Here is a 26,313-nt window from a genome sequence, read left to right on the forward strand (position 1 = left end):
GGGTAGATAAATATAACATTCGTTATCACATCCAGCCATGTTTAGAAAACATGTCAGCGAGTTTATCTAATTCATTATCCATATGTTTTTTCCAATCAATGCCATTCTCTCGGCCATTAACTTTACGCATAAACCAATCATAAAATACTTTATTTTCAAAAACACCATGTAGATAGGTAGTATAGATATTATCCATTTGCCAACCCAAACCTTCCTGTAAAAAAGGCACTACATATTCATCTGCAACTGTTTTGCCATGGTGGATCTGGTAGCCCTCGATATTACCACCTAGAAAACTGATTGAGGTCTGTAGGGTTGATTTAGAGGCCTCCAGCTGCGTGACCAAATTAATTAGTGACAGCCCTTTCTTGTCACCATCTTCGATATTCAGAGGATCTAATATTTGTTTACCCAATATTTGCAAGCCACCACAAATACCTAACATCAGCTTCCCTGTACCTTTAAATTGTGCGATACGTTTATCCAATCCCGATACTTTTAAAAATTCTAAACTGACACCACTGTTCTTACTACCCGGTAGAATCAACGCATCATAATGGCATAAATCTTCATTTTGATGAACGGGCACCAAATTAATGTCGTCTTGAAACATAAGTGGATCAAATTCATCTAAGTTCGATGCATAGGGGTAATAGATAAGCGCAATATTAATTGCTCCTCGCTGCCATTTTCTACCAAAACGAAAGCTATCCTCTTCGGGTAATTGATGTCGATAATAGGGAATGTTAGCCACCGTCGGAATACCAGTTTTATCCTCTAACCATTGCATGGCATTTCCGAGTAATAAGGGATCACCGCGAAATTTATTTAATACAAAGCCTTTAATTAATCGCTGCTCCTCTGGTGCAAGCGCCGCCCAAGTTCCCAATAGATGGGCAAATGAACCTCCCTTATCAATATCAGAGAGCAGGTACACATCGGCATTACACTCAAGGGCGACGGCCATATTGACAATATCACCTGCTCGTAAATTTATCTCCGCAGGACTTCCCGCCCCTTCAATCACCACTTGTTCATACTCTTCCTGTAGTGAGTGCAAGGCACTTTGTACTTTGGGCCATAAAAAGGCTTTACGTTGCATCCATGGACAGTGGCTTATTTCATTATTAACGATGCCATTGACTATCACTTGACTGGACGTTTCTGAACTAGGTTTTAATAAAATAGGATTCATTAATACTGACGGGGTAATTTTAGCCGCTAACGCCTGTAAGTATTGTGCGCGCCCCATTTCTAATCCATTATCGGTAATGGCTGCATTATTGCTCATATTTTGCGCTTTAAATGGAGCAACTTTTACACCTCTATTTGCAAGTAAACGACAAATTGCAGTGACGATTAACGATTTCCCTGCATCACTAGTACAACCTAAAATCATAATCGGTCTATTTTTCTTACCCATAACCTTTTCCGAAATTCAGACACAAAAAAGCACTGCCTAAACAGTGCTATGTTCATGTTAACCATTGCTTTAATGATTAAATTAAGCGCGACGTTTTGCCACTGCTGTAGAGAGTTGTTCTAACAGCGCTTCGGTATCATCCCAACCGATACAAGCATCGGTAATACTTTGACCATAATTTGCAGCAACGCCATCAATTAAGTCTTGGCGGCCTTCAACAATATGACTTTCGACCATAACGCCAGAAATAGCTTGCTCGCCTGCAGCAAGTTGTGCACACACATCAGCACAAACTTTCATTTGGTTTTCAAATTTTTTCTCAGAGTTTGCATGACTAAAATCGATCATCAAGGTTTCTGTCATCCCTGATTTCTGTAGTTCAGATTTAATTTCAGCAACATCTTTTGCACTATAGTTTGGTGCTTTACCACCACGTAAAATAATATGACAATCTGGATTACCAGCCGTTTCAACAATGGCACTATGTCCAAATTTATTTACTGATAAGAAATGATGCGACGCATTTGCAGCGCCAATAGCATCAACGGCAATTTTAATTGTGCCATCGGTACCATTTTTAAATCCAACCGGACATGAAAGACCTGACGCCAATTCACGATGCACTTGCGATTCCGTTGTACGCGCTCCGATTGCTCCCCAAGTCATTAGGTCGGCAACATATTGCGGTGTGATCATATCCAAAAATTCAGTGGCTGCGGGTAATCCCATTGCATTGATATCTAAAAGTAGTTTGCGCCCAGTGCGTAAACCTTTATTAATATTGAAAGTACCATTTAATTCAGGATCATTAATTAACCCTTTCCAACCAACCGTTGTACGTGGCTTTTCAAAATAAACACGCATAACCACTTCTAATGTATCTTTATATTTCTCACGCAAAGGTGCCAGTCTAGCTGCATAATCCAACGCAGCGTCCGTATCATGGATAGAACAAGGTCCAATGATAACCAATAGACGGTCATCTTCTTGGCTTAAAATTTTATGAATGGCATTACGAGAATTAGCAACAGTTTCACAGATTTCATCGGTTGCAGGAAATTTTTCTAATAATGCGATAGGTGGTAAAAGTTCTTTGATAGCGGTGATATGTATATCATCAGTTATAGTCATTGTTGTTCCTAAAGCACTTACTTGTGCACATTAAGTTAATATATAGATGTTAGTTTTAATACCAATTGGTATAAAATGGAATTAATCAGTAATATGTTTAATCCATTAGGGTGTTATAGGGCTCAATAACCACCATTTCACCGATTTCGACATCACCTCGATGTTGCTCGAGTACGATAAAACAGTTAGATTGACTCATTGAGCTAAAAACACCCGATCCTTGGCTCCCAGTTGAACTAACAACAAGTCGTCCGTGATCATCCACAGCATATATCGCCCGTTGAAAATCGGTGCGCCCTGCTGCTTTTTTTAGTCTGTTTTGTGCTATTGCATTAAAACGAATTGCCGGCTTTGCCTGCATTCCACCAAGAGTGAGCAGTGCAGGCACGACAAGTTGATATAAAGTGACCATAGCGGAAACAGGATTACCTGGCAAGCCAAAAAAAGTACTTCTTGGTAGTTTGCCAAACGCAAAGGGTTTACCGGGTTTAATCGCCAATTTCCAAAAACCAATTTCCCCCATTTCTGCCAAAATGTCTTTAATAAAATCAGCTTCCCCGACGGAAACACCACCACTTGTAATGACTACATCGGCTTGCGCATCTGCCTGTGAAAATGCGTTGTTCAATAAATTTCTGTCGTCTTTAATGATGCCAAAATCAATGACATCAACATTCATTCGCGACAATAAAGCGATAATGCTATAACGATTACTATCGTATATTTGACCACTTAAAAGGGGTTCACCAAGACTCTTAAGTTCATCACCGGAGGAAATAACCGCCACTTTTAATCTGCGAAAAACATTCACATTGGCAATTCCCAGAGAAGCGATCAAAGGGATGTCTCGTGGTGTTAATTTATGCCCTTTATGCAAAACCAATTGATTTAATTTAAGGTCTTCCCCTGCCAAACGTACATTGTCTGATAATTTGGGTAACTGCATAAAAGTGATCAAGTCATCATTTGCCTGCACTCTTTCCTGCATGACAACACAATCGGCACCATCAGGCATAACAGCCCCAGTCATAATGCGAATACAGCATCCTGTATTTAATTGCCCGACATAGGGAGCACCAGCGAAAGATTTACCAACCTGTTTTAAGGTGACGGGACTATCAACCGAACAAGCCAATAAATCATCACGCTTTATTGCATAACCATCCATTGCTGAATTATTAAAAGGAGGCACATTCAAAGGCGAGTGAATATCCTCAGCCAACGCGTAACCTAATGCCTCTGATAATGGTAATTCAACCACGTCACAGACATTCGCTATTGACGATTGCATTTGTGCTAATGCTTGCTCAAGGGGCATTAACCCATCAACGTCACAACATCCCATATTTCTTCACCTTAAATAATTAAGTAATAATTGTGACTTTTTATTCGCTACTGTGCAATTACTGATGGTAAAAAAAGGCCAAAAACAGTTCATTAACAGCATATTTAATCACAAATGTACAAATAACAGACAAAACATCTTTAACGAAATATCTAATCGATTAAAATTAATTATTGAGAAACCGACTTAATCCCTTTTAAATGTTCAAAACAGCTAGCTATAGCCGTTTCAATAAAATCTTCAATATAGGCTAAGTGCTTTTGTTCTTCGCGCACGGCGGCATAGAGTGTATTCCATAATCCCTCTTTACCTAAGCGTTTAGCAACGACATAATCTTTTTGTAAATACTCAAAAAGCGCCCAGTTTGGTAACCCGGCCACGCCATGCCCACTCGCAACTAACTGCAACATCATCAATGTCATTTCGGCATGGCGAATTTTATCTGGTGAAACGCCCTCTGGAATTAAAAATTGGTTAAAAATATCTAACCTTTCTTTTTCAACGGGATAGGTGATCAATGTTTCGCACTCTAAATCCTTCGCCTCAATATAACTTTTATTTGCCAACTTATGATGTCGACTAACCGCTAGCATCGGCTGATAACTAAATAGTGGGATATAAGTTATACCTTCGAGTGGTTGAGGATCAGAAGTAACGACTAAATCAAGGGTGCCTCGCTTTAATGCTGGCAAAGGCAAAAAACTAAAGGCACTGGAAAAATCTAATTCTACTTCAGGCCAGCTATCTCTGAACTTATCAATGGCAGGCATTAACCATTGAAAACATGAGTGACACTCTATTGCCATATGCAGTCTCCCTGCGTCGCCAGAGACAAAACGCGAAAGGTCTCGTTCAGCACTGCGAATCAGGGGCAATACTTGTTCACCAAGTTCAAGTAAACGCATGCCTGCAATAGTAAAACGAATCGGCCTAGATTTACGAATAAACAGCGCACAATTAAGTCGCCCCTCTAACTCTTTTAATTGATGAGATAATGCCGATTGGGTTAAATGCAACTGCAGCGCAGCTTCCACTAAACTACCCGTTGCTTTTAATGTTAACAAGGTTTTTAAGTGTTTGATTTCTATCATGGCGAAACATAATTCTATGTAATATTCAATAATTTCAACGATACGTGAAATAAATTTATAATTAAAGACTATTTATGCACATATTTTTTTAATTTACTTCACTCTATGCCTAATATCAGGTAGTTTTAGCTTTCTTAATGAGTTGCCGTATTTACGTGCTATTGCCCCCTACTGTTTTTAAGAGGTTTTTATGTATTCCATCGAAAAGTCCCATAAATTAGACAATGTTTGCTATGACATTCGTGGGCCTGTGCTTAAACAAGCCCATAAGCTGGAGGACGAAGGGCAACGTATCATGAAGCTCAATATTGGTAATCCAGCGCCATTTGGCTTTGAAGCACCGGAAGAAGTGCTCATGGATGTGATCAAAAACCTCCCGTTGAGTCAAGGTTACTGTGATAGCAAAGGGCTATTTTCTGCTCGTAAATCCGTTATGCAACACTATCAAGCAAAGGGACTACTATCCCTTGATATTGAAGATATTTACATAGGCAACGGAGTCAGTGAGTTAATTGTGATGGCAATGCAGGGCTTGCTAAATAATGGCGATGAATTGCTTATCCCAGCTCCCGACTACCCACTTTGGACCGCAGCAGCCAATCTTTCTGGAGGCAAACCTGTCCATTACCTTTGTGATGAACAATCGGATTGGTTTCCAGATATTAACGATATTAAATCTAAAATCACGTCGAAGACTAAAGGGATTGTTATTATCAATCCTAATAATCCAACGGGTGCCGTATACAGTAAAGAGTTATTAGAGCAGATTATTGAATTAGCGCGCCAACATAAGTTGATCATATTTTCCGATGAAATCTACTCTAAAATTACTTATGACGATGCGGTGCATGTTCCCATGGCAACGCTCGCCGATGATGTCTTAATCGTCACCTTCGATGGTTTGTCAAAGGCGTACCGAGTTTGTGGTTTCCGTGTCGGCTGGATGATGTTAAGCGGGGCAAAAAAGCAAGCTCGTGACTATATTAGTGGGTTAGAAATCCTTGCCAGCATGAGACTTTGTGCCAATGTACCGATGCAACACGCTATTCAAACCTCACTCGGTGGCTACCAAAGTATCAATGAACTGACCGTTCCCGGCGGGCGTTTATACGATCAAACGCAAACCGCTTGGAAACTGATTAATGATATTCCCGGTGTGACCTGCAACAAACCTAAAGGGGGACTCTATATTTTCCCTAAATTAGATAAGCAAAAGTTCAATATCAAAGATGATCAACGCTTTGCGATGGACTTGTTAATGGAAGAAAAAATACTCATTGTACAGGGAACTGGTTTTAACTGGCATAAACCCGATCACTTCCGCATTGTTTGCCTACCGCGCGTTGATGAACTCACTAAGGCAATCGGTAAAATAAGTAAATTTTTACAACATTATCGTCAATAATAATAAAATGGCCGTTGCGATGTATGCAGCGGCTTACTCTGTAGGAAATAATGACACCTAAAAATCATACAAATAATGGTATCAAAGTAGCCAAAGATATCGAAGGGGTTCGTCGTAGCGCCCTTTGGCACTTGAGTCGACGCGACCATAGCGAAATGGAGCTACGACAAAAACTGGCACGAAAAAGTGATAATCAACAATGGGTTGATGACGTCATTAGTGAATGTTTTCACTATGGTTATTTAGATGATAATCGTTTTGTTAATAACTTTATTCGCGCCTGCCAACAGAAAGGTTTTGCAAAAAATCGCATCATACAAGCGCTGCAACGAAAAGGGATAGAGAGTGACTTAATAGCTTCTACTCTCCTTGACAACCAGTTCGAATACATCACCAGTGCAATCCATTCACTTAACATCAAGTTCCCTCACCATATTGCTAGCCCACATCTCAAACAAAAAGCGATGGCATTTTTACAAACTAAGGGACATAGTTTTGATGATATTCAACGGGCGATTGAACAACATAATGGCGCCTATCCGATGGATGAAGTACTGACCATCAGTGATGCCCTATTGTTACTCAACAATAAGTTTAAAAACAGCGCGATTGTTGAAGCGAAAAGTAAAAATAAAGCGCTACGTTTCCTCGTTTCACGTGGCTTCTCATTTACGGATGCACTAGCTGCAATAAAACAATATAGTCATGAACGCGATCAATAATGACCAACCCTAGGATAGAAGATGACCAAAGCGAAAACCAAAATAGCCTATCTGTGCAGTGAATGTGGCGCTGATTTTAAAAAATGGCAAGGTCAATGTAGTGAATGTAAATCTTGGAATACCATCACCGAATTTAGACAACCCACGGCAACAACGGGCGCTTTAAATTCAGCTATCAATCGTAACAAAACGGCGGGTTATGCTGGTGTATTAAGCAGTGGCGTACAACGTATCTCGACTGTACAAATAGAAAATGCGGCACGCGTTAGCACCGGATTATCAGAATTAGATCGTGTCTTGGGCGGCGGAATAACGCTTGGCTCCGTGGTCTTAATTAGTGGCGATCCCGGCTCAGGTAAAACAACATTACTTACCAAAGTTGCCGCGGTTATGTCACAGAGCATGCCAACATTATACGTCACAGCAGAAGAGAGCCTCAGTCAGTGGGCAAAACGCGGGGTTGAACGATTAAAATTGGACTTCAATAGTGACAATTTTTTATTGTCCGATACTGATTGCGTAGAAGATATTGTCGACCAATGTATTGAAAATAATATTAAATTTTTAATCGCTGATTCCATACAAGCCTTTGAATCTAATCAAGCAGAAGGTTCGGCAGGTGGCGTTACACAGGTAAAAAATTGCGCGAAAATTCTTAACCGGCTATGTAAACAACACGGTATCACCCTGATTTTAGTTGGTCAGGTAAATAAAAATTCACAAATGGCGGGGCCACAAACCCTAAAACATATTATTGATACGGCAATCCATATTGAAGTGAATGATGCCTCGGTGCGCATATTACGCGCCGATAAAAATCGCTTTGGAGATACAGAACAAGTGGGTATTTTTCAAATGACTGAAAAAGGGATGTACTCCGTTGATAACCCCAGCCGACTTTTTCTATCGGGTAGCGATGAACACTTTGAAGGGTCGGCAATTTCAGTGATTAAAGATGGCGCACGTAATTTATTAATTGAGATTCAAGCCTTAGCAACGGAAGTTGAAGGCGAAAAATCGATTCGTAACTGTATCGGCATCTCCTACAGTCGTCTCTCATTAATCACAGCTGTACTCAGAAAACATGGCGGCATACCGACCTACTACGATATTAATATCAGTCTGGTCGGAGGCTTAAAAATGTCAGATACAGAAACCTCTACGGATATGGCGGTTACCGCAGCCCTATTAAGTTCAATTAATTCTAGACCATTACCGGAGGATTCCGTTTTTATTGGCGAATTAGCATTAACGGGAGAATTAAGACAAATACCACAAATTGTCCCTCGGGTTCGTGAAGCTCTCACTCATGGTAAAAAGCAGATTTATATTCCTGCCGTAGCTTATCACAAATCCATGGAGCAATTTGTTAAAGCAGGTCAATCTATACACCCGCTTAAAAATGTCAGAGCGTTAATAGAGGCGTTGTCTTAAGCAAGCAGCCAATATTGTCTTAATCGTTCAGCCATTAAGACTCTATTTGTTTGCGGAAGAGGCGTAGCATTTCATGGCGCGTTTTTTGATGGTCGAGATAATAGATATCTTTGGGGAATAAAAGCTCAATAACCCCCGTATCAAAAATACGTTTAACCTCATACTCATCGTGCGCAACGTCCTGCTGATACATATAATTTAACCAGGTTTGATTGGTGTGAATAATAAATTCCACTCGCATCCCCCCTAAACGGGCAAAGAATTTCATCATTGAGGTTTTTTCACTGGAGCCTTCTGCCCTGCCTCGATATTGGGTATGTTCGACTAATGTGTCGGAAATATCTTCGAGCACCATTAATGAATTCGCCTTCGAAGCACTGTGCGTTAAGTGTTGCTGAAATGCTTTGACATCGGCAACTGAATCTAAAACGGCCATCAAGCCTAATTCATCATCAACGGCAACGGCAGGATTTTTCTCGTTTTTACGGAGTAATTTTAATACCTTTGCCTCTGGTGGTTTTTTCCTAATAGAGACATAAATTGGTATGTTTTTTTTACCCACCGTAAAACTACGACGCTTTATTAAGGTCAGTTTTTTGCCTTTTTCTTTCTCTTTCAAATTAGCTTGTGAAGGTTGTAATACTTCTACACCAGTACAATAATAATCGTCATCCCGATGCGTCGAATGCAGGTATACGGAGTCAAGTTGGCCAATTTTTAAATCAGAGTTCCATACATATCCATTTAAAAAAGTTAAAAAGCTAGAAAACTTCGTCTCAATTTTGGTTTCACGCTCACGTTGGTCGATACTCCCGGCTAAGGTCATTAATATCAGTTTTCGACGCGCTTCAAAACGTGCTTTTTTGTGGTAATGGTCGTTAAACATAATTAATAGCAGCTCAACGGGATTATTAGCGACTTCAATTTCATTGGTCATTTCAATATGTGATGCATAGGTAGAGAGTACCTTACCCGTTATAGCACGAATTACTGCATCGGCCGTTCGCGCATATTCATCAACACGGCTTTTAATCTCATTTAAGGTGCCATCAATACCAAACATATTACCAAGTAATTTAAGTGCTCGATCACTGCGCGCTTGGTGAAGAGCTGTATTGGCTAATAATATTTGAATTTGTGTTAAAGATGAGACCTCCAAAAACTCAAATATTTGACTGCGTAAAGCGCGATATTTAGTGACATTATTAGGATCTTGTTGCAATCGTTTTACCCATAAACGGGTTTCAGGAGAAAAACAGCCTACATTGAAGGCGCTTTTAGAAACGGCAAGTGGTCCATCTTGTAGCAGAGAAGTAAAAACACTATTTTGCGAAAGCACTGTCATAGCGGATCCTAATTATCATTGAAGCTATAAAATCAAATATACACGAATTTAACACTGCGCTGCATGATTAAGTTAAGTAAATGAAAAATTAACAAAATTTGCCAAATCTTTGCTATCTACATTATCAATGTATGGTATTTCAGCTATTTTTGGCGCTTTAATATTTTCACTTAAAAAAGCGACATTTTCTGTATAAAACGGCATGTCACTTTGTAATTGATTAGCTATCCAACCAACCACCTCTAGTCCATCATTAATAATTGCTTGATAGGTCAACAACGCGTGATTTAAACAACCCAACTTCATACCGACCACTAAAATCACAGGTAAACGCTGACTAATCACCCAATCAGAAAGCATCTGCGTATTATTGATAGGTAAACGCCACCCCCCGGCTCCTTCTACCAAAATAATCTCAGCAGCTTGTGCCTGCAGCTTGTGCAAACCACTGGTTATTAGATTAACATCAATGGGTTGCGCTAGAATATCAGCAGCGATATGTGGTGCTATCGGTGGCTCAAAAGCAATGGGGTTAATAGCTTCATAGGCTAGTTTAATACTGCTATGTGTCTGTAAAGTGATGGCATCTTGATTACGCAATCCCTGTTGCGTTAATTGACAACCTGCCGCAATCGGCTTATAAGCAAGCGTTGTAAGTTGCTGCCTATTCGCCGATTGCAACAACGCTTTACAGCAAATCGTTTTACCGACATCGGTGTCGGTACCCGTGACAAAAAAAGTGTGTTGTTTCACTATACTATTTCTCAACCTCTACATAACAAACTTCATAGGTTAATGGGTATTTTTCAAGGTGGTTAATAAAGGGCACATAGCCTTGTTCGAGCATCTCAATAAGCCGTCTACCCTTGATGGTCGTACCTTGATGCCCATGTACATGGTTTGCTCCAATTCCTTTTAATGCACGCATTACTTCCATCACATTATCGTACTCAAGCACTCGTGTTTCTGTTTTTATAGTGACATGCGTAAAGCCAATGGCGCCTACCACTTTACGAATTTCTGCAAGCGTTATGAATCGATTTGTATGTGGTAAATCATCAACCTGTTTCCAGGCTTGAGTTAATTCATGCAACGATCCATCTAACAGGGTAGAAAAATATAATTTACCGTTAACCGCTAGAATTTTTTTCAGCTGCGTCAAACAATTGCTAAGATCTTCACTCCATTGCAGAACAAGATTAGAAAAAATCAAATCATACTGAGCAACAGCAAAGGGTAAATCATCGATATCGCCCTGTTGTAGTTTAACACTGGGCAATCCCTTAGCCGCTACTTCATCTAGCATCGCTGGGGATAAATCGAAACAGGTAATTAATGCATTGGCATTATTATGATAGAGTTTTTCGCTGAAATAGCCTGTACCGCAACCTAAATCTAGGATATGCGTGAATGCCCTACTATCTATTTTCGACAATAACGAAATGCCAATATCGCGTTGTAACATGGCGAATTGATCGTAATATTTAGCCGCCTTAGAAAAAGATTCTGCAACCGCATTTTTATCTATTTTTGTGTAATGATTAATATTCATTTAATACTCGGCGAATGGCCGTAACCAACTGTTTAACATCTTCTAACTCATGGCTTGCCGTTAACGTTATACGTAAACGAGCGCTATTTACCGGCACAGTCGGAGGGCGAATAGCGGTCACCCATAAACCCATCTGTTTTAGTTTATTAGCAACCGCGACACAACGTTTACTATCACCCATGATAATAGGTTGAATAGCCGTGTGGGAATCCCCTAGTTGGATCTCATTTTCACAAGCTAAGCGTCGAAAGGTGGCAATTAATTCACTTAATTTATCGCGTCGCCACTGCTCTTTTTCTGCAATAGTGCAGGCTTGACTAATACAGTAGGCCATTGCCGGAGGCATGCCGGTACTATATATGTAAGGTTTGGAATAATTAGTTAAGTAATCAATCAGTTTTTTAGAGCCTGCAACAAATGCCCCACCAACACCTAACGCCTTACCAAAGGTCGCCATATAAATTGGTATATCACGGTTTACTAACCCTGCGGCTTGCACACTACCTTGACCATTTTTACCAACCACACCGAGTCCGTGGGCATCATCGATCATTAACCATGCATCACTGCTTTGGGCTTGTGCGTGCAGCGCGCTAATGGGGGCACAATCCCCATCCATGCTAAACACACCTTCACTGATAATGAGCTTATTAGTTTGTTCCGCCTTACTCAGTAAATGGCCTAAATGAGCAATATCATTGTGCTTAAATCGTTGCATTTTACAGGGAGCTAAGAAGCCAGCTTCCATTAGCGAAGCATGATTTAGTTTATCCTGTAGTAAGATATCTTGCTTATTGAGTAGCAATTTTATGATGGCTTGATTGGCTGAGTAACCTGAATTAAACAAGGCAACGGCTTCAACGCCTAACCATGATTGCAACTGTGCAGATAACTCAGCGTGCGCCTGATTGTAACCAGTGACAAGAAAAGAGCCACCGCTGCCAACACCATATAAATCCGCCCCTTTTTGCCATGCTTTTATTAGTGAAGGGTCAGAAGCTAGGCCAAGATAGTCATTACTAGAGAAATTAAGGTAGCTTTTTTGCTCAAACGTTAACAACCGTTCTTGTTTACCCGTTACCGTACTACAAGCGCGATAAAGGCCTTGATCGGCACGCTCCTGCAACTGTGCATCAATGAAATCAAAGGCCATCAGTTAACTCCAGTTAATCGCTATTTAAAGCACACTTGTTGCGTCATAAAAAAGTTCATCTTTTTCATTATGACGAACAATGGCCGCAGCAACGGGTTGCTCTTTTTCATAGGGAGAAAAATTAACCGCCTCTTTATTAATACCTAATTTATTAAATAACTGCTGATCTGAATTTTCATCGGGGTTGGCCGTGGTTAATAATTTACAGCCATAAAAGATAGAGTTTGCACCTGCCATAAAACATAAGGCTTGTGTCTGCTCAGACATTTTTTCACGTCCAGCCGATAAACGTACATGCGATTTAGGCATTAAGATACGGGCAATTGCAATAGTTTTAATAAAAGTAAACTCATCCAAGTCATCCACACTATCAAGCGGCGTACCCTGTACTTTCACTAATTTATTAATCGGAACACTCTCAGGTTGCTGTGGCATGTTAGCCAGTTGCACCAATAAACCGGCTCAATCTGTACCAGCTTCACCTAAACCGACAATACCGCCGCTACAGACTTTCATTCCCGCTTTGCGTACGTTATCTAAAGTATCGAGTCTATCTTGATAGCTGCGTGTCGTGATGATTTTGTCGTAATATTCTGGAGAAGTATCTAAATTATGGTTGTAGTAATCTAATCCAGCTTCAGAGAGCTGTGCTGCTTGTTGGCTATCAAGCATCCCAAGAGTCATACATGACTCAAGTCCTAGTGATTTCACCTCTTTTATCATCTCAACCAAATAGGGCATATCACGCGCTTTCGGATTTTTCCATGCTGCCCCCATGCAAAAACGAGTCGAGCCCGTCTGTTTTGCTTCTTTAGCAGCTTTGATAACCTTTTCAACTTCCATCAACTGCTGTTTTTCAAGTCCTGTATCATAACGTGCACTTTGCGGACAATATTTACAATCTTCAGGGCAAGCACCTGTTTTAATAGACAATAATGTACTTACTTGGACTTGATTAGGTAAGAAATTAGCACGATGTACAGTTTGCGCCTGAAAAAGCAGATCCATAAAAGGCATTGCATACATAGCTTCGACTTCTGCAACGGACCAGTCGTGACGAATTTGCGTTTGGTTAGCAGAGTTGCTGCTCATAATCGATCTCACTTCGCTTAAAATAGTTTGGCTAGTTTAATCTTGCAGGCTACACTGTCAACTTTTTAGCGCAAAACACTTTACATCCGATTAAAAAGCGAGCAATTATGACCATTGACCTACAATTTGATAGTAAACATATCTGGCATCCCTACACTTCAATGGTTGACCCGCTTCCCTGCTATGGCGTAGTTTCCGCAGACAAATGCCTAATTAAACTCGATACGGGGGAGCTGCTAATCGATGGAATGTCATCTTGGTGGGCATGTTTATTTGGCTATAATGTAGCGGAGCTAAACGAAGCGGCTAAGAATCAACTCGATAAAATGTCACATATCATGTTTGGAGGGTTAACTCATCAACCAGCCATTGAATTAGCAAAAAAATTAGTCGAAATAACACCTGATGGGCTTGATAAAGTTTTCTTAGCCGACTCAGGTAGTGTTAGCGTTGAAGTTGCGCTTAAAATGGCACTGCAATATTGGCACTCACGAGGCACACCTAGAAGTCAATTTTTAACGATACGTAATGGTTATCACGGTGATACCTTTGGGGCGATGTCAGTGACTGACCCAATAGGATCAATGCATGAGTTATATCATAATTTTTTACCTACTCATTTATTTGCTCCTCAACCTGCTATTGCCTTTAATGAATCGTGGCAAGCGGAGGATCTCAATGCTATCACTGAACTGGTTTTACAACATAAAGATAACATAGCTGCGATTATTGTCGAGCCGATCGTGCAAGGCGCTGGGGGAATGTACTTTTATCACCCTGAATATTTAAAAGGTCTACGCAAATTATGTGACCAACATGATTTACTGCTCATTACCGATGAGATAGCAACAGGGTTTGGCCGTACAGGAAAAATGTTTGCCTGTGAACACGCTGCCATTAGCCCGGATATTTTATGTATTGGCAAGGCGATTACTGGCGGTTATATGAGTCTAGCGGCAACCTTAACCAGTGACAAAGTGGCAACCACTATTAGTCAAGGGAAAGCGGGAGTCTTTATGCACGGGCCAACCTTTATGGGTAATCCGCTTGCCTGTGCCGTTGCCTGTGCTGCGATTGATAAACTGATTGCCTGCAATTGGTCAGAAAAAGTTTCCACCATTGAAAAATTTTTGCAAGAGAATTTAGCACCTTGTCAAACGCTAGCCAAAGTCAAAGCGGTACGCGTATTAGGGGCAATTGGTGTGGTGGAAATGCAAGAAAATGTCAATATCGCAGAAATACAAAAGCAATTTGTCGAGTTAGGGGTTTGGATCCGTCCCTTTGGTAAATTGATTTATATCATGCCACCCTATGTAATTTCTGAACAGCAACTTAAAACACTCTGTTCTGCTATATATACGGTAGCAAAATAGTATAAAAATCACGATGTAGAATATCTATACTTCAATTTTTTGCCTCGCATCTCGGCACTATATTCCTTGCTGACTTTGCATCTTGAAGTGTCATGCGTATAAGTTCACCCCACCGCATTAATAATTGCGGTGGGAGTACAATCAAGACCCACTTAACCACCAAACAGACGAGCCAATAGAGATAACTGCCCATTTAAATAATTTAAATCCGTTTTGGCATAATAAAAGGCAAAGACGACCGTTGCCGACATGATCACAATTAAGAATTTGTCTGGCGTATTATCCCCTTCACGCCGCTTTTTATTCCATGTATTAATAATGGCAAGAACAGAAACAATGCAGCACGACCAAAGTAAATACATAAATATTTTGATTTCCACAAATTGATAATATTGCTCCGATTCAACACCAACATGGTTCATAATCAAGGGCTCAAAAAATTCTCGCGCATAGTGAAAAAGTAGCATATAACCTAAAAATGCAGCCCATAAAAAAACAGTAAGCCAAAGCATCAATAAACGTCGCCACTCATGTGCATTATGCAGACGTTCTCTTATATACCTCTGTTCCATTATAAATCCTAATAAAAATCGATGATTATCAATCATAGACTTGTATCTGGCACTAGCCAAGGTAAGATATGCAGCAATTAATTTTTTTTACTAAGTAACAGTGAAAACTGTGATTATGGAGCAATAATTCAGATGTCAAAAACAGCGATTGTTGAAATTTTCAACAGCAAATTCCCAATCGGAACTACGGTGACAGTTCAAGGATGGATCCGTACACGTCGAGATTCAAAAGCAGGTATTTCTTTTTTAACGGTTTACGATGGTTCTTGCTTTGATCCAATTCAAGCAGTGGTTCCTGCTGAATTAGAAAATTACAGCTCTGAAATCCTCAATTTAACTGCAGGTTGCTCAGTTCAAGTAACGGGTGAATTAGTTGAAAGTCCTGGAAAAGGACAAAATTTCGAGATCCAAGCGACTCAAGTCAATGTACTTGGTTTTGTGGAAGATCCTGAAACTTATCCAATGTCCGCGAAGCGCCATAGTATTGAATATTTACGTGAGCATGCTCATTTGCGTCCACGCACAAACATCATCGGTGCAGTAACACGTGTTCGTAACTGTCTTTCTCATGCTATTCATAACTTTTTTTATGAAAAAGGGTTCAACTGGATCAGCACCCCAATTATCACGGGCAGTGACTGTGAAGGCGCGGGTGAAATGTTTAGAGTCAGTACTCTTGATTTAGAAAATCTTCCACGCACAGAGCAAGGCGCGATTGATTATAAAAAAGACTTTTTTGCTAAAGAGACCTTTTTAACGGTTTCTGGACAATTAAATGCTGAAACTTACGCCTGTGCATTAAGTAATGTTTATACATTCGGTCCTACATTCCGTGCAGAGAATTCAAATACAACCCGTCACCTTGCAGAATTTTGGATGGTTGAACCTGAAATCGCCTTTGCTGACCTCGCTGATGCAGCTCAACTTGCTGAAGACATGCTTAAATATGTCTTCAAAGCGGTGTTAACTGAACGTGCCGATGATATGGCATTTTTTGCAGATCGTGTTGATAAAGAAGCAATTACTCGCTTAGAAAAAATGATCAGCTCGCCATTCGTGCGCATGGACTACACCGATGCGATTGAAATTTTACAAAACTGTGGCAAAGAATTCCAATACCCCGTTGCATGGGGCGTTGATCTGCAATCTGAACATGAACGCTATTTAGCGGAAGAACATATTGGTGCGCCAATTATTCTGCAAAACTATCCTAAAGATATTAAAGCGTTTTATATGAAACTCAATGCTGATGGTAAAACCGTTGCCGCAATGGATGTATTAGCACCGGGTATTGGTGAGATTATCGGCGGCAGCCAACGTGAAGAAAACTTACAGGCACTTGATAAACGTCTCGAAGAGATGGGGTTAAATCAAGAGGACTACAGCTGGTATCGTGATTTGCGTAAATATGGCACCGTACCACATGCAGGCTTTGGGCTTGGATTTGAGCGTTTGGTTTCTTACGTTACTGGTGTACAAAATATCCGTGATGTTATTGCCTTCCCACGTGCACCAGGTTCAGCAGACTTTTAAAAAAATTAGATAATTACACTCGATATAAATCCGATGTACTACACATCGGATTTTTTATACCTGAAAGGAAAATCGCTATTTTTTCTTATACCAACTCCGGTAAGTATGTGATCTAAATTTTGCGTAGGAAAAACAGCTTAATTCAAGGCGTAATTTGACGTAAATGGTTATTCCCTTTGCAAAAATTACAACGCAGCAGTAAGTTGTTTTAACCAGTAAAATAAATCAGCTATTTATCGGAATTGGTATTAATTGATAGTCACTCTATTTCGCCCAGATTCTTTCGAGTTATACAGCGCCACATCTGCTTTAGCGATGATTGAATGTGCAGAGTCTCCTTCTTGATATAGGGATACGCCAAAGCTTGCAGTTAAACATCCAACATCGGAAAAATTATATACACTTATGTTTTTTCTTAAATTTTCAGCTAGGTTATAAACACCTTCTTTAGATGTTTCCGGACAAATCACTAAGAATTCCTCCCCTCCCCAACGACCGACAGTATCAACATGTCTAATATTAGTTGTTAATATATTAGCAAATTCGACCAACACACTATCTCCTGCTTGATGGCCATAGCGATCGTTAACACCTTTAAAATAATCTATATCGATTAAAATCACTGCGAAAATATTGCCATAACGTAGAGAGCGTTCCTGCTCTTGTTGTAATACTCGATCAAGTTTTGCTCTATTATAAAGCCCAGTGAGCTTATCGGTAATAGATAATTTTTTAAGTGTCTCATTATTTTTCTTAAGTAAATTTTGTGTACGTCTCAACCTAGTGAGGGCAATTTCAGTTTTCTTTTTTTCCCTCCTGAGCGTTCTATTCCACCAAAGTACGACCAAAATAATCACTAAGGTAATCGACAAAACAAGCCATAAAAGTGTGTAATTTGTGGTTTCAACCATTTGAAAGGAAAACCATTTCTGTTGTGTATCCGTGTGAAAATTAGCAGGCAATGCTAAATAAGCTTTGCTTAAAATAGAAGCAAGCTCTGGCCATTCTTTAGGCGCTATAAAGCTATAGTCAATACTGCCGTATCCCGATGGTGCACTAATCTTAAGATTATTAAGTTGCCCATGAACGGCCATGTAATTGGCCACGGCAACATTACCAATATAAGCATCCGCTTTTTCATTATTGACCATTTCTAATGCTTTGATACTAGAAGGAACATTAATTATTTGTATTTCGGGATAGTCGTTAGCTAACCACTTATTCGTTAAATAGCCTTTTTCAATCGCAACCAATTTTCCATTAAGATCGCTCATTTTACCGATGAATGGTGAATTTTTATGGGTGATAATCATCATCGGGTAGGAAAGGTAACTTTCACCGAAAGCGAATCTTAAAGCACGCTCTCTGTTTTTTACTGAAAAAGCAAGTGTATCAAAATCATGCCGTGTCCCTTCGACCATATCCATAGCACCAGCAAGTGACAAATTATTAACAACAAATTCAGCTTTAAAACCAGCATGACTCGCGATGGCAGAAAGATAATCGACTGCTATTCCTGCTGGTTTACCATCACGCAGTAGCTCAAATGGAGGTCGGTCCGATCTTATTCCAAAGCGTATTATTGGGTGTTCCGCTATAAAATTTTGCTCTGCCCTATTGAGAGAAAAATCAGATGAAGCAAATATCCATTTTTGTTTAAGTTTTTGAATTTTCTCTTCCGGAATAGCGCTATTTGCCTTTTCAAGCAGCGATTTAAGAATAACATTTCCCTTTACAACCCCCATCGGTAACTCAGTTTTAGTTGTAACGCCCGCATCTTTAACGTTTATAATCTTAAGATTACTACGCCAATCTAGTTGTATGTAATAGGTTAATCCCGGGAGACTACCTATAACCGCATAAGCTTCATCATTAGAAACAGCGGCAATGCCTTTGGTATCTCTATCAACTAAGAGTAAATTAATATCCGGAAAGTGTTTTGCTAGGTAACTATGTAAAAATGATTTTTCAAGTACTGCTACTATTTTACCATTTAGGTCCAACATAGAACGAATGGTTTCTCCCTTGCGAACTGCAAACCCAGTGCTATAAATCAAATGATTAAAATTTGTATATTCAACTCGCTCTCTGCGCTCCGGTGTCACCGCAATATGTGGAATAACATCAATACTCCCCGTGCTAAGTAAGTGCATTTGCTCATTCCACGGTTTGGTGGCAAAACGTACTTCTTTACCTAACTGCTGTGCAATTAATCGCATAAATTCAACAGTGTAGCCAGATGGCTTACCATCTTTAATAAAGTCAAAGGGAGCAAAATCATTCATACTCCCTACGGTAATATAAGCTTTTGTATCAAGATATTTTTTTTCTGCTTCCGTGAATACTATCGATTTATATTCGCTCTCGTTACTTATCTCCGTTTTAATAAAAAACCATCTATTTTCAATTTCCATTTTAGAAGTACGAGAAATCGCAGCGAGCCCTTTATTGATAATTGAAATCGCTTCGGGATAATCAGCCCTAAAAGAAAAAAGAAGATCTAAAGTGCTATCAGGAATCAAAGCCACTGTTTTCATAAAAGGGGATTTGGCTTTATCCACATGATAAATAATATTGGCTTCAATTGTCGCGTCAATATCGCCAACGATAAGCGCATCAACGACCTCTGAAAGCGAGTTCATCGGCACAGCAATAACGCCTTCGTATCTATCTAATAATGATTTATTAAACTGATTATCAGCTTGGTAGCCAACCCGTTTTCCAGCTAAATCTTGCACTGATTGTATATTTTTAGGATTTGTATCTGCGACAATCAACGCTTTTTGCACTGTAAAATAGGGTTTACTATATAGATAATCATGCGCATCAGCAAAATGCCTTGAAGATGTACTGACACCATCAATATCACCCGCTTTTAGTTTTGCTACCATTTCCCCCCAAGTGCCAGAGGTTAATTGAAAATTTGCGCCGGTATTCTTATTTATCAGATTTAAAATATCATTATCGAGACCGATAATCGTGCCATCGGCCTGTTTGATAATGTACGGTTCCAACTGGAGTCTGAGCCAAGTGTTATGGTGGGATGTGCTTTTATCCACGCTTTTTCGCTCTCGGTAAGAGTCACATGGGCAGCATTTACATTGCTAACAATTAATAAACATAGCGTAACGAGCAATGAAGCGATGGTCGTGCTCCATTTTCTATTAAAGTTTAATTTGCAACGTCGTTTTTTGGGCATAAAGCAGCTCTCGTTCCATCATCTATATTTTTTCAGTTCCATAATCCAAATATTTTTAGTCAGCTGGTATTAACCTATTAATTATAGGGCAATTTTAAGCCATAAATCTTGAATTGTAATTCAATTGTTAAAATAATGCGTACTAACACAGTAAATCGGTTATTTTTCAAGGCAGATTAATGGTCTTAATAAAAAGCCAACATAAATGTTGGCTTTGTATAAGGTAAGAAAAGCAGATAGAAAAGTTAGGCTTCGTTATGTAATTCCAAACTAGCAATTTCTTCTTTTTGTTCTTGGATTTTTTTTGCATCCTCACTTCTAAGGCTTGCTAAATAATCAAAATAGTTTTGATCAATATCGCCAGTCACGTAAATGCCATCGAATACGGAACATTCAAATTCCTTAATATCTGGATTTTGTTTACCAACAGCATCTTTGAGATCCTGTAAATCCTGGAAAATCAAGCCATCCGTTCCAATGCAAGCATTTATTTGTTCGACACTGCGATTGTAGGCAATTAACTCCGATGCCGTTGGCATATCAATACCATAAACATTAGGATGACATACCTGTGGTGCGGCTGAGGCTAGGTAAACTTTTGTTGCACCAGCATCCCTGACCATCTCAACAATCTGCTCTGACGTAGTACCACGTACAATGGAGTCATCGACGAGTAAAACTGATTTACCCTTGAATTCCGTAGTAATAGGATTAAGTTTACGACGCACTGAATTACGACGCTGAGTTTGCCCTGGCATAATAAAAGTACGACCGATATAGCGATTTTTTACAAATCCCTGGCGATAAGGCAGCCCCAACTCTAATGACATTTGTAATGCAATATCATTAGACGTTTCTGGAATAGGGATAATTGCATCAATATCAATATCAGCCCATTCACGTTTGATCTTAGCACCTAATTTACGCCCCATCTCCAAACGCGCTTCGTAAACTGAGATACCGCTTAACGTAGAATCGGGTCTAGCTAAATATACATATTCAAAGATACATGGGTTAAGGCTAGTTTGTTGCGCACACTGTTTGGTGAATAATTGACGGTCTTCGGTAATATAAATCGCTTCTCCGGGCTCAACATCACGTATTACTTTAAAACCAATGGTATCGAGTCCGACACTCTCAGAAGCAACGATATACTCTAAGTCCCCTTCATCGGTTTTCCGAGAACCAAGTACTAAAGGACGGATTCCGTTAGGGTCTCGAAATGCCACTAAGCCATGGCCAATGACTAATGAAACAACACCATAGGCACCTTTAATTTGCTTATGGACAGCACTAACAGCATTAAAAATATCATCGGCTGATAACTTGTCTGATTCAGCTTTATCTAATTCTGCAGCAAAAATATTAAGTAATACTTCTGAATCTGAAGTGGTATTAATATGACGGCGAGATTTAATTAAAGATTCACGTAACCACGGTGCATTAGTCAAATTACCGTTATGTGCTAGCGCAAGCCCCCAAGGTGAATTAACATAAAATGGTTGCGCCTCAGCGGCACTTGAACTACCAGCCGTTGGGTAACGAACATGGCCAATACCAATCGTTCCTTTTAGACGTTGCATGTGTTTAGATTCAAACACATCCTTGACTAATCCATTCGCTTTACGCTGTTTAAAGTTATCATCTGCGATAGTTATAATACCTGCCGCATCCTGTCCTCGATGCTGCAAAACGGTCAATGCATCATAAATACTTTGATTAACCGGTGTTGAGCCAACGATGCCAACAATTCCACACATAAATTCACGCCTTTGTTTTTATAGATAGTTTAAGATTAATTTTAAATATATGTTTCAATCCAACATTTCCCTATTGAATTGGTTGATATTACTTATATATTAGGGTTTTTAGCAATCTACTTAAATCCCATAATTTCCACTAATTATTATATTGGTGAATTTATTTCCTAGCTAAAAGCGCATACCCATTATGCGGTCAGCTTATTTAAAAAACTGGATGAGTTTTCAATATGTTCAAAAAACCATTCAATGATAATACCAAATTGGGGTATTAAAGTAGAATTTGTCCACCATTCTGCTTGATTTAACGCAGTAAATGAGTCGATGAAAAATAATATAGCGCTAACAATTAATACACCTCGAATAGCACCAAAAACGAGACCGACAACACGGTCAGTACCAGATAATCCAGTAACCGTTACCAGTCTGTTCACTATATAATTGACCAGCGCGCCGAGTAGTAAAACTGAAATGAATAGAATGGCGATGGAAACCGAATCTCGTACTAGTTTATCGGCTATTTGAGTTAAATATTGCGACAGTTCTGGGTAGAAATTACTGGCTATAAAAAATGCACAAAACCAAGTGACGAGTGAAATAGCTTCTTTTGTAAAGCCGCGGAGTAGACTAATAAACGCTGAAAATATAATAATACCGAGAATCGTGAAATCAAACCAATTCATTGTTATCCCTAATAATCTTTTAACCAGTTATAAACGACCGCATTCTAGCAGAAGTAAAAATGAAATGCTGTAAATTATCTATGGGTTTACCGCATTAAAGGGGATTAATTGACCTTTCAAATTTGTTAAACGTTTTAACTGAGGCAACTGTTTTTCAAGTTTTTCTTTAGAGACATCGGGCCCCACAAAAACACGCGTTAATTGACCATCAACGACTTCAGAAGGAACGGTATGTGCCTGAAAGCCGGCCTTATGCAGTTTTTTTAACAACTGATTAATATTTTCGGCATTTTGAAAAGCGCCCAACTGTATCGTCCAGGCTTTGTCAGGGAGCGTTTTTTTTATCGATTTTGCTGTTTCAATAGCATTTAACTCTGATTTGTTAGCTTCTTCACCTGTCTCATCATTTTTAATGGTGACGGTGGGCGCTACTTCCTGAATTTCCCAATCAGTATTATCGATCACATCAATTGGTTCATTCTTTTTATGCTCTACGGAATCAATAAGGTCATGATCACTATCTGGCGAACTATCAGCAACGGCAACTTGCGTATGTTCTTTAATAAGCGGTTTAATTGGCGTGGCCACAAATTCATCTTGATAGGTCGCTTTTTTACCATCAATGATAGAAGGTAAAAAAATAACCACCGAAGCAACCACAATCGTTACACCAACTAATCTATTTTTGAACTGAGAAGCCACGTTTTATCCTTGCGAAAAAGTTAAAAAATCCGAAACCGTAAAGAAGGATCCAAAAATAACAATAATATCAGATGAAGTCACCCGATTGGCGACGGATTTATAAGCTAACTCTATATTTTCAAAACAAGTTACCTGTTGGTGACTATCCTTACTTTGCTGGTAACTACTCAGCAAAGATTGACAGCTAGCCCCTCTAGCACAGGCTAAAGAGATTAAATTGCAATCATCAATTTGGCCATTAATCACATCAAAAGTGCCGATAACATCTTTATCTCGCAGCATACCAATAATAGCAAAAACGCGGCAGTTATCTTTTGCTTGACGTAACTGTTCTATTTGTGAAGCGAGATATTGGGCGGATTGTGGGTTATGAGCGACATCAATATAGAGATCACAAACAGCGCCAGTTACACATTTTTGCAACCGCCCCGCCAACTTCGCCTGTTGTATTGCACGACACAACACGCTTTTATCGATATCAAGCGCTAATGCTTCGATAACTGCCAGTGCCGTTGACGCATTTTGCCTCGGCATTAACGTCTGCGGGATATCTTTAATGGTGCTTTTTCCGCACCAATCCCAACTGGATACTTTATCAGTAAAGTGAAAATCTTTATTGGCATAGTAAATATCAGCACCAATATCTTTGGCATGATTAACTAGGGATTGTGGTGGCTCATATTCGCCACAAATAACCGGCTTATTTCGGCGAAATATCCCCGCCTTCTCATAACCAATTTTTTCACGGTTATCACCTAACCAATCTACATGGTCAATGGCAATGGTCGTTATAACGCTAATATCAGACTCCACCATATTAGTGGCATCCAGACGACCACCCAGACCAACCTCTAAGAGAATAAAATCACAGTTCTCTTTTTTAAGTAGCGCTAGACAACCCAAAGTAACAAACTCAAAATAACTTAACGAGATTTCTTTTCTTGTTTTCTCAATGAGTTCGAATGCTTGGCAATGATCTTCAGCACTTAACTCCTGTTTATTAATGCGTAAACGTTCGCTATAACGCAAAATATGAGGGGAACTATAAACACCGACTTTATAACCAGCCTGCATCAAAATTTCTTCTAAAAAAGCACAGGTAGTGCCTTTACCATTAGTGCCACCGACGGTGATCACCATTGCATCAAAATGAATTAAATCGAGCGCTTTGCCGACTTTAGATATACGCGTTAATCCAAGCTCTATCTCACTAGGGTGAAGCTTTTCAATATAGCTTAACCACGCTTCTAAGCTGTTGTGCAACATTATCTCGTTTTCCATATTTTCCACTATATATCTAAAAACAACGGGCCACAATTTACCTTAGGTAAGGCAAATTCAGTAGGATAGTCAACCTCAACCAGATACAACCCCCCTGGTTTTGCAGTTGCAGCCGCCAAGGAACGGTCTTTATATGCAAGTAAAGTTTGTAACCAGTCAATGGGCTGATTACCACGTCCAATTTCAATTAAACTGCCGGCTATATTGCGTACCATGTGGTGCAAAAAAGCATTGGCTTTAATATCTATGATAATAAAATCCTTGCGACGGACAATATTAAGATACTCAATGGTGCGAACCGGGCTGCTAGCTTGACAATGCAATGCACGAAAGGAGGTGAAATCTTGCTCACCGAGGAGATATTGACCTGCCTGATGCATTAACTCGGCATCAAGAGGTACATGATAATGACTTAACCCCGTACGTAGGATCCCCGGACGAAATTGACCATTATAAATAATATAACGGTAGCGGCGGGCTGTTGCACTAAAACGGGCATGAAAAGAGTCGTCAACCTGGGTCATCCAACGTACAGCAATATCATCGGGTAAATTTGCATTCACACCCAATGTCCAAGCGACATCTTTACGTGCCGCAGTGGTGTCAAAATGAATCACCTGCCCTGTACCATGAACTCCCGTATCGGTCCGTCCAGCACAACTTACCGTTACTGGATGGTTGGCAACAATTGATAATGCTTTTTCTAACTCTTCTTGAACCGATATCACTTCTTTTTGGCGTTGCCATCCATAATATGCGCTTCCATCATATTCAATACCCAGTGCGATACGCATTGATAGTTCACCCTAAATTTAAAAGGTGCAGTATAAATTTTAAAAGCGCTGCTTGCAATTATAGCTGGGGGTTATATATAAAATGTATAGAAATAAATAGACGAGGACGTTTTATTCAAGTAACGCTTTGCCATAGCGCGCTTGGCTGAGGGGGGCTACTTTTAAAACATCAACATTAGCTTCATCAACAATTTGTAGCGCGGAATGAATGGCACTATTATTATTCGCAATAATATTTATATCGTACTTATGTTCATGATAATTAAAATAAACTTTTAATATACCATGCTCTAATTTCCAATGACCGTGATAATCCTCCTTATCAAAAACACTGGTAATATAAAGACAATTATTTTCTTCAAACTTCAACAAGATGGACTGATTCTTTTGTGAGGTTACTAACCAAGAATGAGCAACCACCTCCGTTTCCGTCAATTTACGTTTTTCTAATTCCCAAAGAATATAATCCCCTTCAGTGATAATAAAAGAGCGAAAGTCATCATCTAGCAAATCCAGCGATAAGCTTTTTTTATTAATAAACCTTTTTTCATAGGTAAATAAAATTACCTTACGATCTAAATCTGATAGTAGTGGAAATAGCAGCATCTCAATCTCAACGTTACCTCATACTCATATAAGGTAAAATTAGTTGAGATTAGAGAAACTAGAGTAAGTGAAAGTGATTAAATTTGAGGGGGGTCATATAAAAAGGTAAAGAGATCA

21 protein-coding genes and 1 pseudogene are annotated in these 26,313 nt (G+C 39.5%); 5 read left to right on the forward strand and 17 right to left on the reverse strand.

The genetic code is table 11. The annotated features are described in order from the left end of the window. Positions 1-25: 25 nt before the first annotated feature. The 4 genes from AB2N10_RS06310 to AB2N10_RS06325 all read right to left on the reverse strand — a co-directional run bounded on the left by AB2N10_RS06310 (position 26) and on the right by AB2N10_RS06325 (position 4,990). Positions 26-1,423, reverse strand: a complete 1,398-nt coding sequence (locus AB2N10_RS06310) for a cobyric acid synthase (RefSeq protein ID WP_354624441.1) — start codon at positions 1,421-1,423, stop codon at positions 26-28. Between the two features lie 81 nt (positions 1,424-1,504). Further along, complete coding sequence (gene aroG / locus AB2N10_RS06315; RefSeq protein ID WP_369434502.1) at positions 1,505-2,554, reverse strand: 3-deoxy-7-phosphoheptulonate synthase AroG; 1,050 nt, start codon at positions 2,552-2,554, stop codon at positions 1,505-1,507. A 97-nt stretch (positions 2,555-2,651) separates the two neighbouring features. After that, positions 2,652-3,899: a molybdopterin molybdotransferase MoeA gene (moeA, locus tag AB2N10_RS06320; protein WP_369434503.1), complete on the reverse strand. Its 1,248-nt coding sequence runs from the start codon at positions 3,897-3,899 to the stop codon at positions 2,652-2,654. 170 nt (positions 3,900-4,069) lie between these two features. Then, positions 4,070-4,990 carry a LysR family transcriptional regulator gene (locus tag AB2N10_RS06325; protein WP_369434504.1) on the reverse strand — a complete coding sequence of 307 codons (921 nt, stop codon included), beginning with the start codon at positions 4,988-4,990 and terminating at the stop codon, positions 4,070-4,072. A 190-nt stretch (positions 4,991-5,180) separates the two neighbouring features. On the opposite strand from AB2N10_RS06325, the gene AB2N10_RS06330 reads away from it, so the two are divergent. The 3 genes from AB2N10_RS06330 to radA are packed head-to-tail and all read left to right on the forward strand — an operon-like array spanning position 5,181 to position 8,551. Next, the gene (locus AB2N10_RS06330; protein WP_354624442.1) at positions 5,181-6,395 is read left to right on the forward strand and encodes a pyridoxal phosphate-dependent aminotransferase; all 1,215 of its coding nucleotides are present in this window, start codon (positions 5,181-5,183) and stop codon (positions 6,393-6,395) included. A 50-nt stretch (positions 6,396-6,445) separates the two neighbouring features. After that, positions 6,446-7,117, forward strand: a complete 672-nt coding sequence (locus AB2N10_RS06335) for a regulatory protein RecX (RefSeq protein ID WP_354624443.1) — start codon at positions 6,446-6,448, stop codon at positions 7,115-7,117. 21 nt (positions 7,118-7,138) lie between these two features. Next, a complete protein-coding gene (radA, locus tag AB2N10_RS06340; RefSeq protein WP_369434505.1) occupies positions 7,139-8,551 on the forward strand; it encodes a DNA repair protein RadA in 1,413 nt (470 codons plus the stop codon). A 34-nt stretch (positions 8,552-8,585) separates the two neighbouring features. On the opposite strand, the gene AB2N10_RS06345 is transcribed toward radA, so the two are convergent. The 5 genes and pseudogenes from AB2N10_RS06345 to bioB form a co-directional block, all read right to left on the reverse strand. Further along, positions 8,586-9,896, reverse strand: coding sequence for a hypothetical protein (locus tag AB2N10_RS06345; RefSeq protein ID WP_354624444.1), 1,311 nt, complete (start codon positions 9,894-9,896; stop codon positions 8,586-8,588). Positions 9,897-9,968: 72 nt separating this feature from the next. Further along, positions 9,969-10,649 carry a dethiobiotin synthase gene (gene bioD, locus AB2N10_RS06350; RefSeq protein ID WP_354624445.1) on the reverse strand — a complete coding sequence of 227 codons (681 nt, stop codon included), beginning with the start codon at positions 10,647-10,649 and terminating at the stop codon, positions 9,969-9,971. A 4-nt stretch (positions 10,650-10,653) separates the two neighbouring features. Beyond that, positions 10,654-11,448, reverse strand: coding sequence for a malonyl-ACP O-methyltransferase BioC (gene bioC / locus AB2N10_RS06355; protein WP_369434506.1), 795 nt, complete (start codon positions 11,446-11,448; stop codon positions 10,654-10,656). Then, entirely contained in the window at positions 11,438-12,601 is a 1,164-nt protein-coding gene (gene bioF / locus AB2N10_RS06360) for an 8-amino-7-oxononanoate synthase (protein WP_369434507.1), read from the reverse strand. Before bioF ends, bioC begins: the two co-directional genes overlap by 11 nt. A 24-nt stretch (positions 12,602-12,625) precedes the next feature. Continuing rightward, a pseudogene (gene bioB / locus AB2N10_RS06365) lies at positions 12,626-13,693 on the reverse strand (biotin synthase BioB). Positions 13,694-13,800: 107 nt separating this feature from the next. Here bioB and bioA point away from each other — a divergent pair. Further along, positions 13,801-15,066, forward strand: coding sequence for an adenosylmethionine--8-amino-7-oxononanoate transaminase (gene bioA, locus AB2N10_RS06370; protein WP_369434508.1), 1,266 nt, complete (start codon positions 13,801-13,803; stop codon positions 15,064-15,066). A gap of 152 nt (positions 15,067-15,218) precedes the next feature. Here the strand turns inward: bioA and AB2N10_RS06375 are convergent, their stop codons facing one another. After that, on the reverse strand, positions 15,219-15,638 hold the full coding sequence (locus AB2N10_RS06375) for a hypothetical protein (protein ID WP_354624448.1): 420 nt from the start codon (positions 15,636-15,638) through the stop codon (positions 15,219-15,221). A gap of 132 nt (positions 15,639-15,770) precedes the next feature. Between AB2N10_RS06375 and asnS the strand changes: the two genes are divergently transcribed. Further along, positions 15,771-17,171, forward strand: a complete 1,401-nt coding sequence (gene asnS / locus AB2N10_RS06380; protein WP_354624449.1) for an asparagine--tRNA ligase — start codon at positions 15,771-15,773, stop codon at positions 17,169-17,171. A 248-nt stretch (positions 17,172-17,419) separates the two neighbouring features. Here the strand turns inward: asnS and AB2N10_RS06385 are convergent, their stop codons facing one another. The 7 genes from AB2N10_RS06385 to AB2N10_RS06415 form a co-directional block, all read right to left on the reverse strand. Beyond that, complete coding sequence (locus tag AB2N10_RS06385; RefSeq protein WP_369434509.1) at positions 17,420-20,185, reverse strand: transporter substrate-binding domain-containing protein; 2,766 nt, start codon at positions 20,183-20,185, stop codon at positions 17,420-17,422. 430 nt (positions 20,186-20,615) lie between these two features. Beyond that, entirely contained in the window at positions 20,616-22,130 is a 1,515-nt protein-coding gene (purF, locus tag AB2N10_RS06390) for an amidophosphoribosyltransferase (protein ID WP_354624453.1), read from the reverse strand. 188 nt (positions 22,131-22,318) lie between these two features. Then, positions 22,319-22,813: a CvpA family protein gene (locus tag AB2N10_RS06395; protein ID WP_354624454.1), complete on the reverse strand. Its 495-nt coding sequence runs from the start codon at positions 22,811-22,813 to the stop codon at positions 22,319-22,321. Positions 22,814-22,891: 78 nt separating this feature from the next. Further along, positions 22,892-23,515, reverse strand: a complete 624-nt coding sequence (locus AB2N10_RS06400) for an SPOR domain-containing protein (protein WP_354624455.1) — start codon at positions 23,513-23,515, stop codon at positions 22,892-22,894. A gap of 3 nt (positions 23,516-23,518) precedes the next feature. Continuing rightward, on the reverse strand, positions 23,519-24,796 hold the full coding sequence (folC, locus tag AB2N10_RS06405; RefSeq protein WP_354624456.1) for a bifunctional tetrahydrofolate synthase/dihydrofolate synthase: 1,278 nt from the start codon (positions 24,794-24,796) through the stop codon (positions 23,519-23,521). An 8-nt stretch (positions 24,797-24,804) separates the two neighbouring features. After that, on the reverse strand, positions 24,805-25,590 hold the full coding sequence (gene truA / locus AB2N10_RS06410; protein WP_369434510.1) for a tRNA pseudouridine(38-40) synthase TruA: 786 nt from the start codon (positions 25,588-25,590) through the stop codon (positions 24,805-24,807). A gap of 111 nt (positions 25,591-25,701) precedes the next feature. Then, positions 25,702-26,196: a hypothetical protein gene (locus AB2N10_RS06415; RefSeq protein ID WP_369434511.1), complete on the reverse strand. Its 495-nt coding sequence runs from the start codon at positions 26,194-26,196 to the stop codon at positions 25,702-25,704. Positions 26,197-26,313: the final 117 nt, after the last annotated feature.

The organism is Psychromonas sp. MME1 (genome assembly GCF_041080865.1).
Classification (GTDB): domain Bacteria; phylum Pseudomonadota; class Gammaproteobacteria; order Enterobacterales; family Psychromonadaceae; genus Psychromonas.

Bases quoted from the DNA above. Each gene is read 5' to 3' on its own strand.
- AB2N10_RS06310 (WP_354624441.1), bottom strand. From the start codon at position 1,423: ATGGGTAAGAAAAATAGACCGATTATGATTTTAGGTTGTACTAGTGAT.
- aroG (WP_369434502.1), bottom strand. From the start codon at position 2,554: ATGACTATAACTGATGATATACATATCACCGCTATCAAAGAACTTTTA.
- moeA (WP_369434503.1), bottom strand. From the start codon at position 3,899: ATGGGATGTTGTGACGTTGATGGGTTAATGCCCCTTGAGCAAGCATTA.
- AB2N10_RS06325 (WP_369434504.1), bottom strand. From the start codon at position 4,990: ATGATAGAAATCAAACACTTAAAAACCTTGTTAACATTAAAAGCAACG.
- AB2N10_RS06330 (WP_354624442.1), top strand. From the start codon at position 5,181: ATGTATTCCATCGAAAAGTCCCATAAATTAGACAATGTTTGCTATGAC.
- AB2N10_RS06335 (WP_354624443.1), top strand. From the start codon at position 6,446: ATGACACCTAAAAATCATACAAATAATGGTATCAAAGTAGCCAAAGAT.
- radA (WP_369434505.1), top strand. From the start codon at position 7,139: ATGACCAAAGCGAAAACCAAAATAGCCTATCTGTGCAGTGAATGTGGC.
- AB2N10_RS06345 (WP_354624444.1), bottom strand. From the start codon at position 9,896: ATGACAGTGCTTTCGCAAAATAGTGTTTTTACTTCTCTGCTACAAGAT.
- bioC (WP_369434506.1), bottom strand. From the start codon at position 11,448: ATGAATATTAATCATTACACAAAAATAGATAAAAATGCGGTTGCAGAA.
- bioF (WP_369434507.1), bottom strand. From the start codon at position 12,601: ATGGCCTTTGATTTCATTGATGCACAGTTGCAGGAGCGTGCCGATCAA.
- bioA (WP_369434508.1), top strand. From the start codon at position 13,801: ATGACCATTGACCTACAATTTGATAGTAAACATATCTGGCATCCCTAC.
- AB2N10_RS06375 (WP_354624448.1), bottom strand. From the start codon at position 15,638: ATGGAACAGAGGTATATAAGAGAACGTCTGCATAATGCACATGAGTGG.
- asnS (WP_354624449.1), top strand. From the start codon at position 15,771: ATGTCAAAAACAGCGATTGTTGAAATTTTCAACAGCAAATTCCCAATC.
- purF (WP_354624453.1), bottom strand. From the start codon at position 22,130: ATGTGTGGAATTGTTGGCATCGTTGGCTCAACACCGGTTAATCAAAGT.
- AB2N10_RS06395 (WP_354624454.1), bottom strand. From the start codon at position 22,813: ATGAATTGGTTTGATTTCACGATTCTCGGTATTATTATATTTTCAGCG.
- folC (WP_354624456.1), bottom strand. From the start codon at position 24,796: ATGGAAAACGAGATAATGTTGCACAACAGCTTAGAAGCGTGGTTAAGC.
- truA (WP_369434510.1), bottom strand. From the start codon at position 25,590: ATGCGTATCGCACTGGGTATTGAATATGATGGAAGCGCATATTATGGA.
- AB2N10_RS06415 (WP_369434511.1), bottom strand. From the start codon at position 26,196: ATGCTGCTATTTCCACTACTATCAGATTTAGATCGTAAGGTAATTTTA.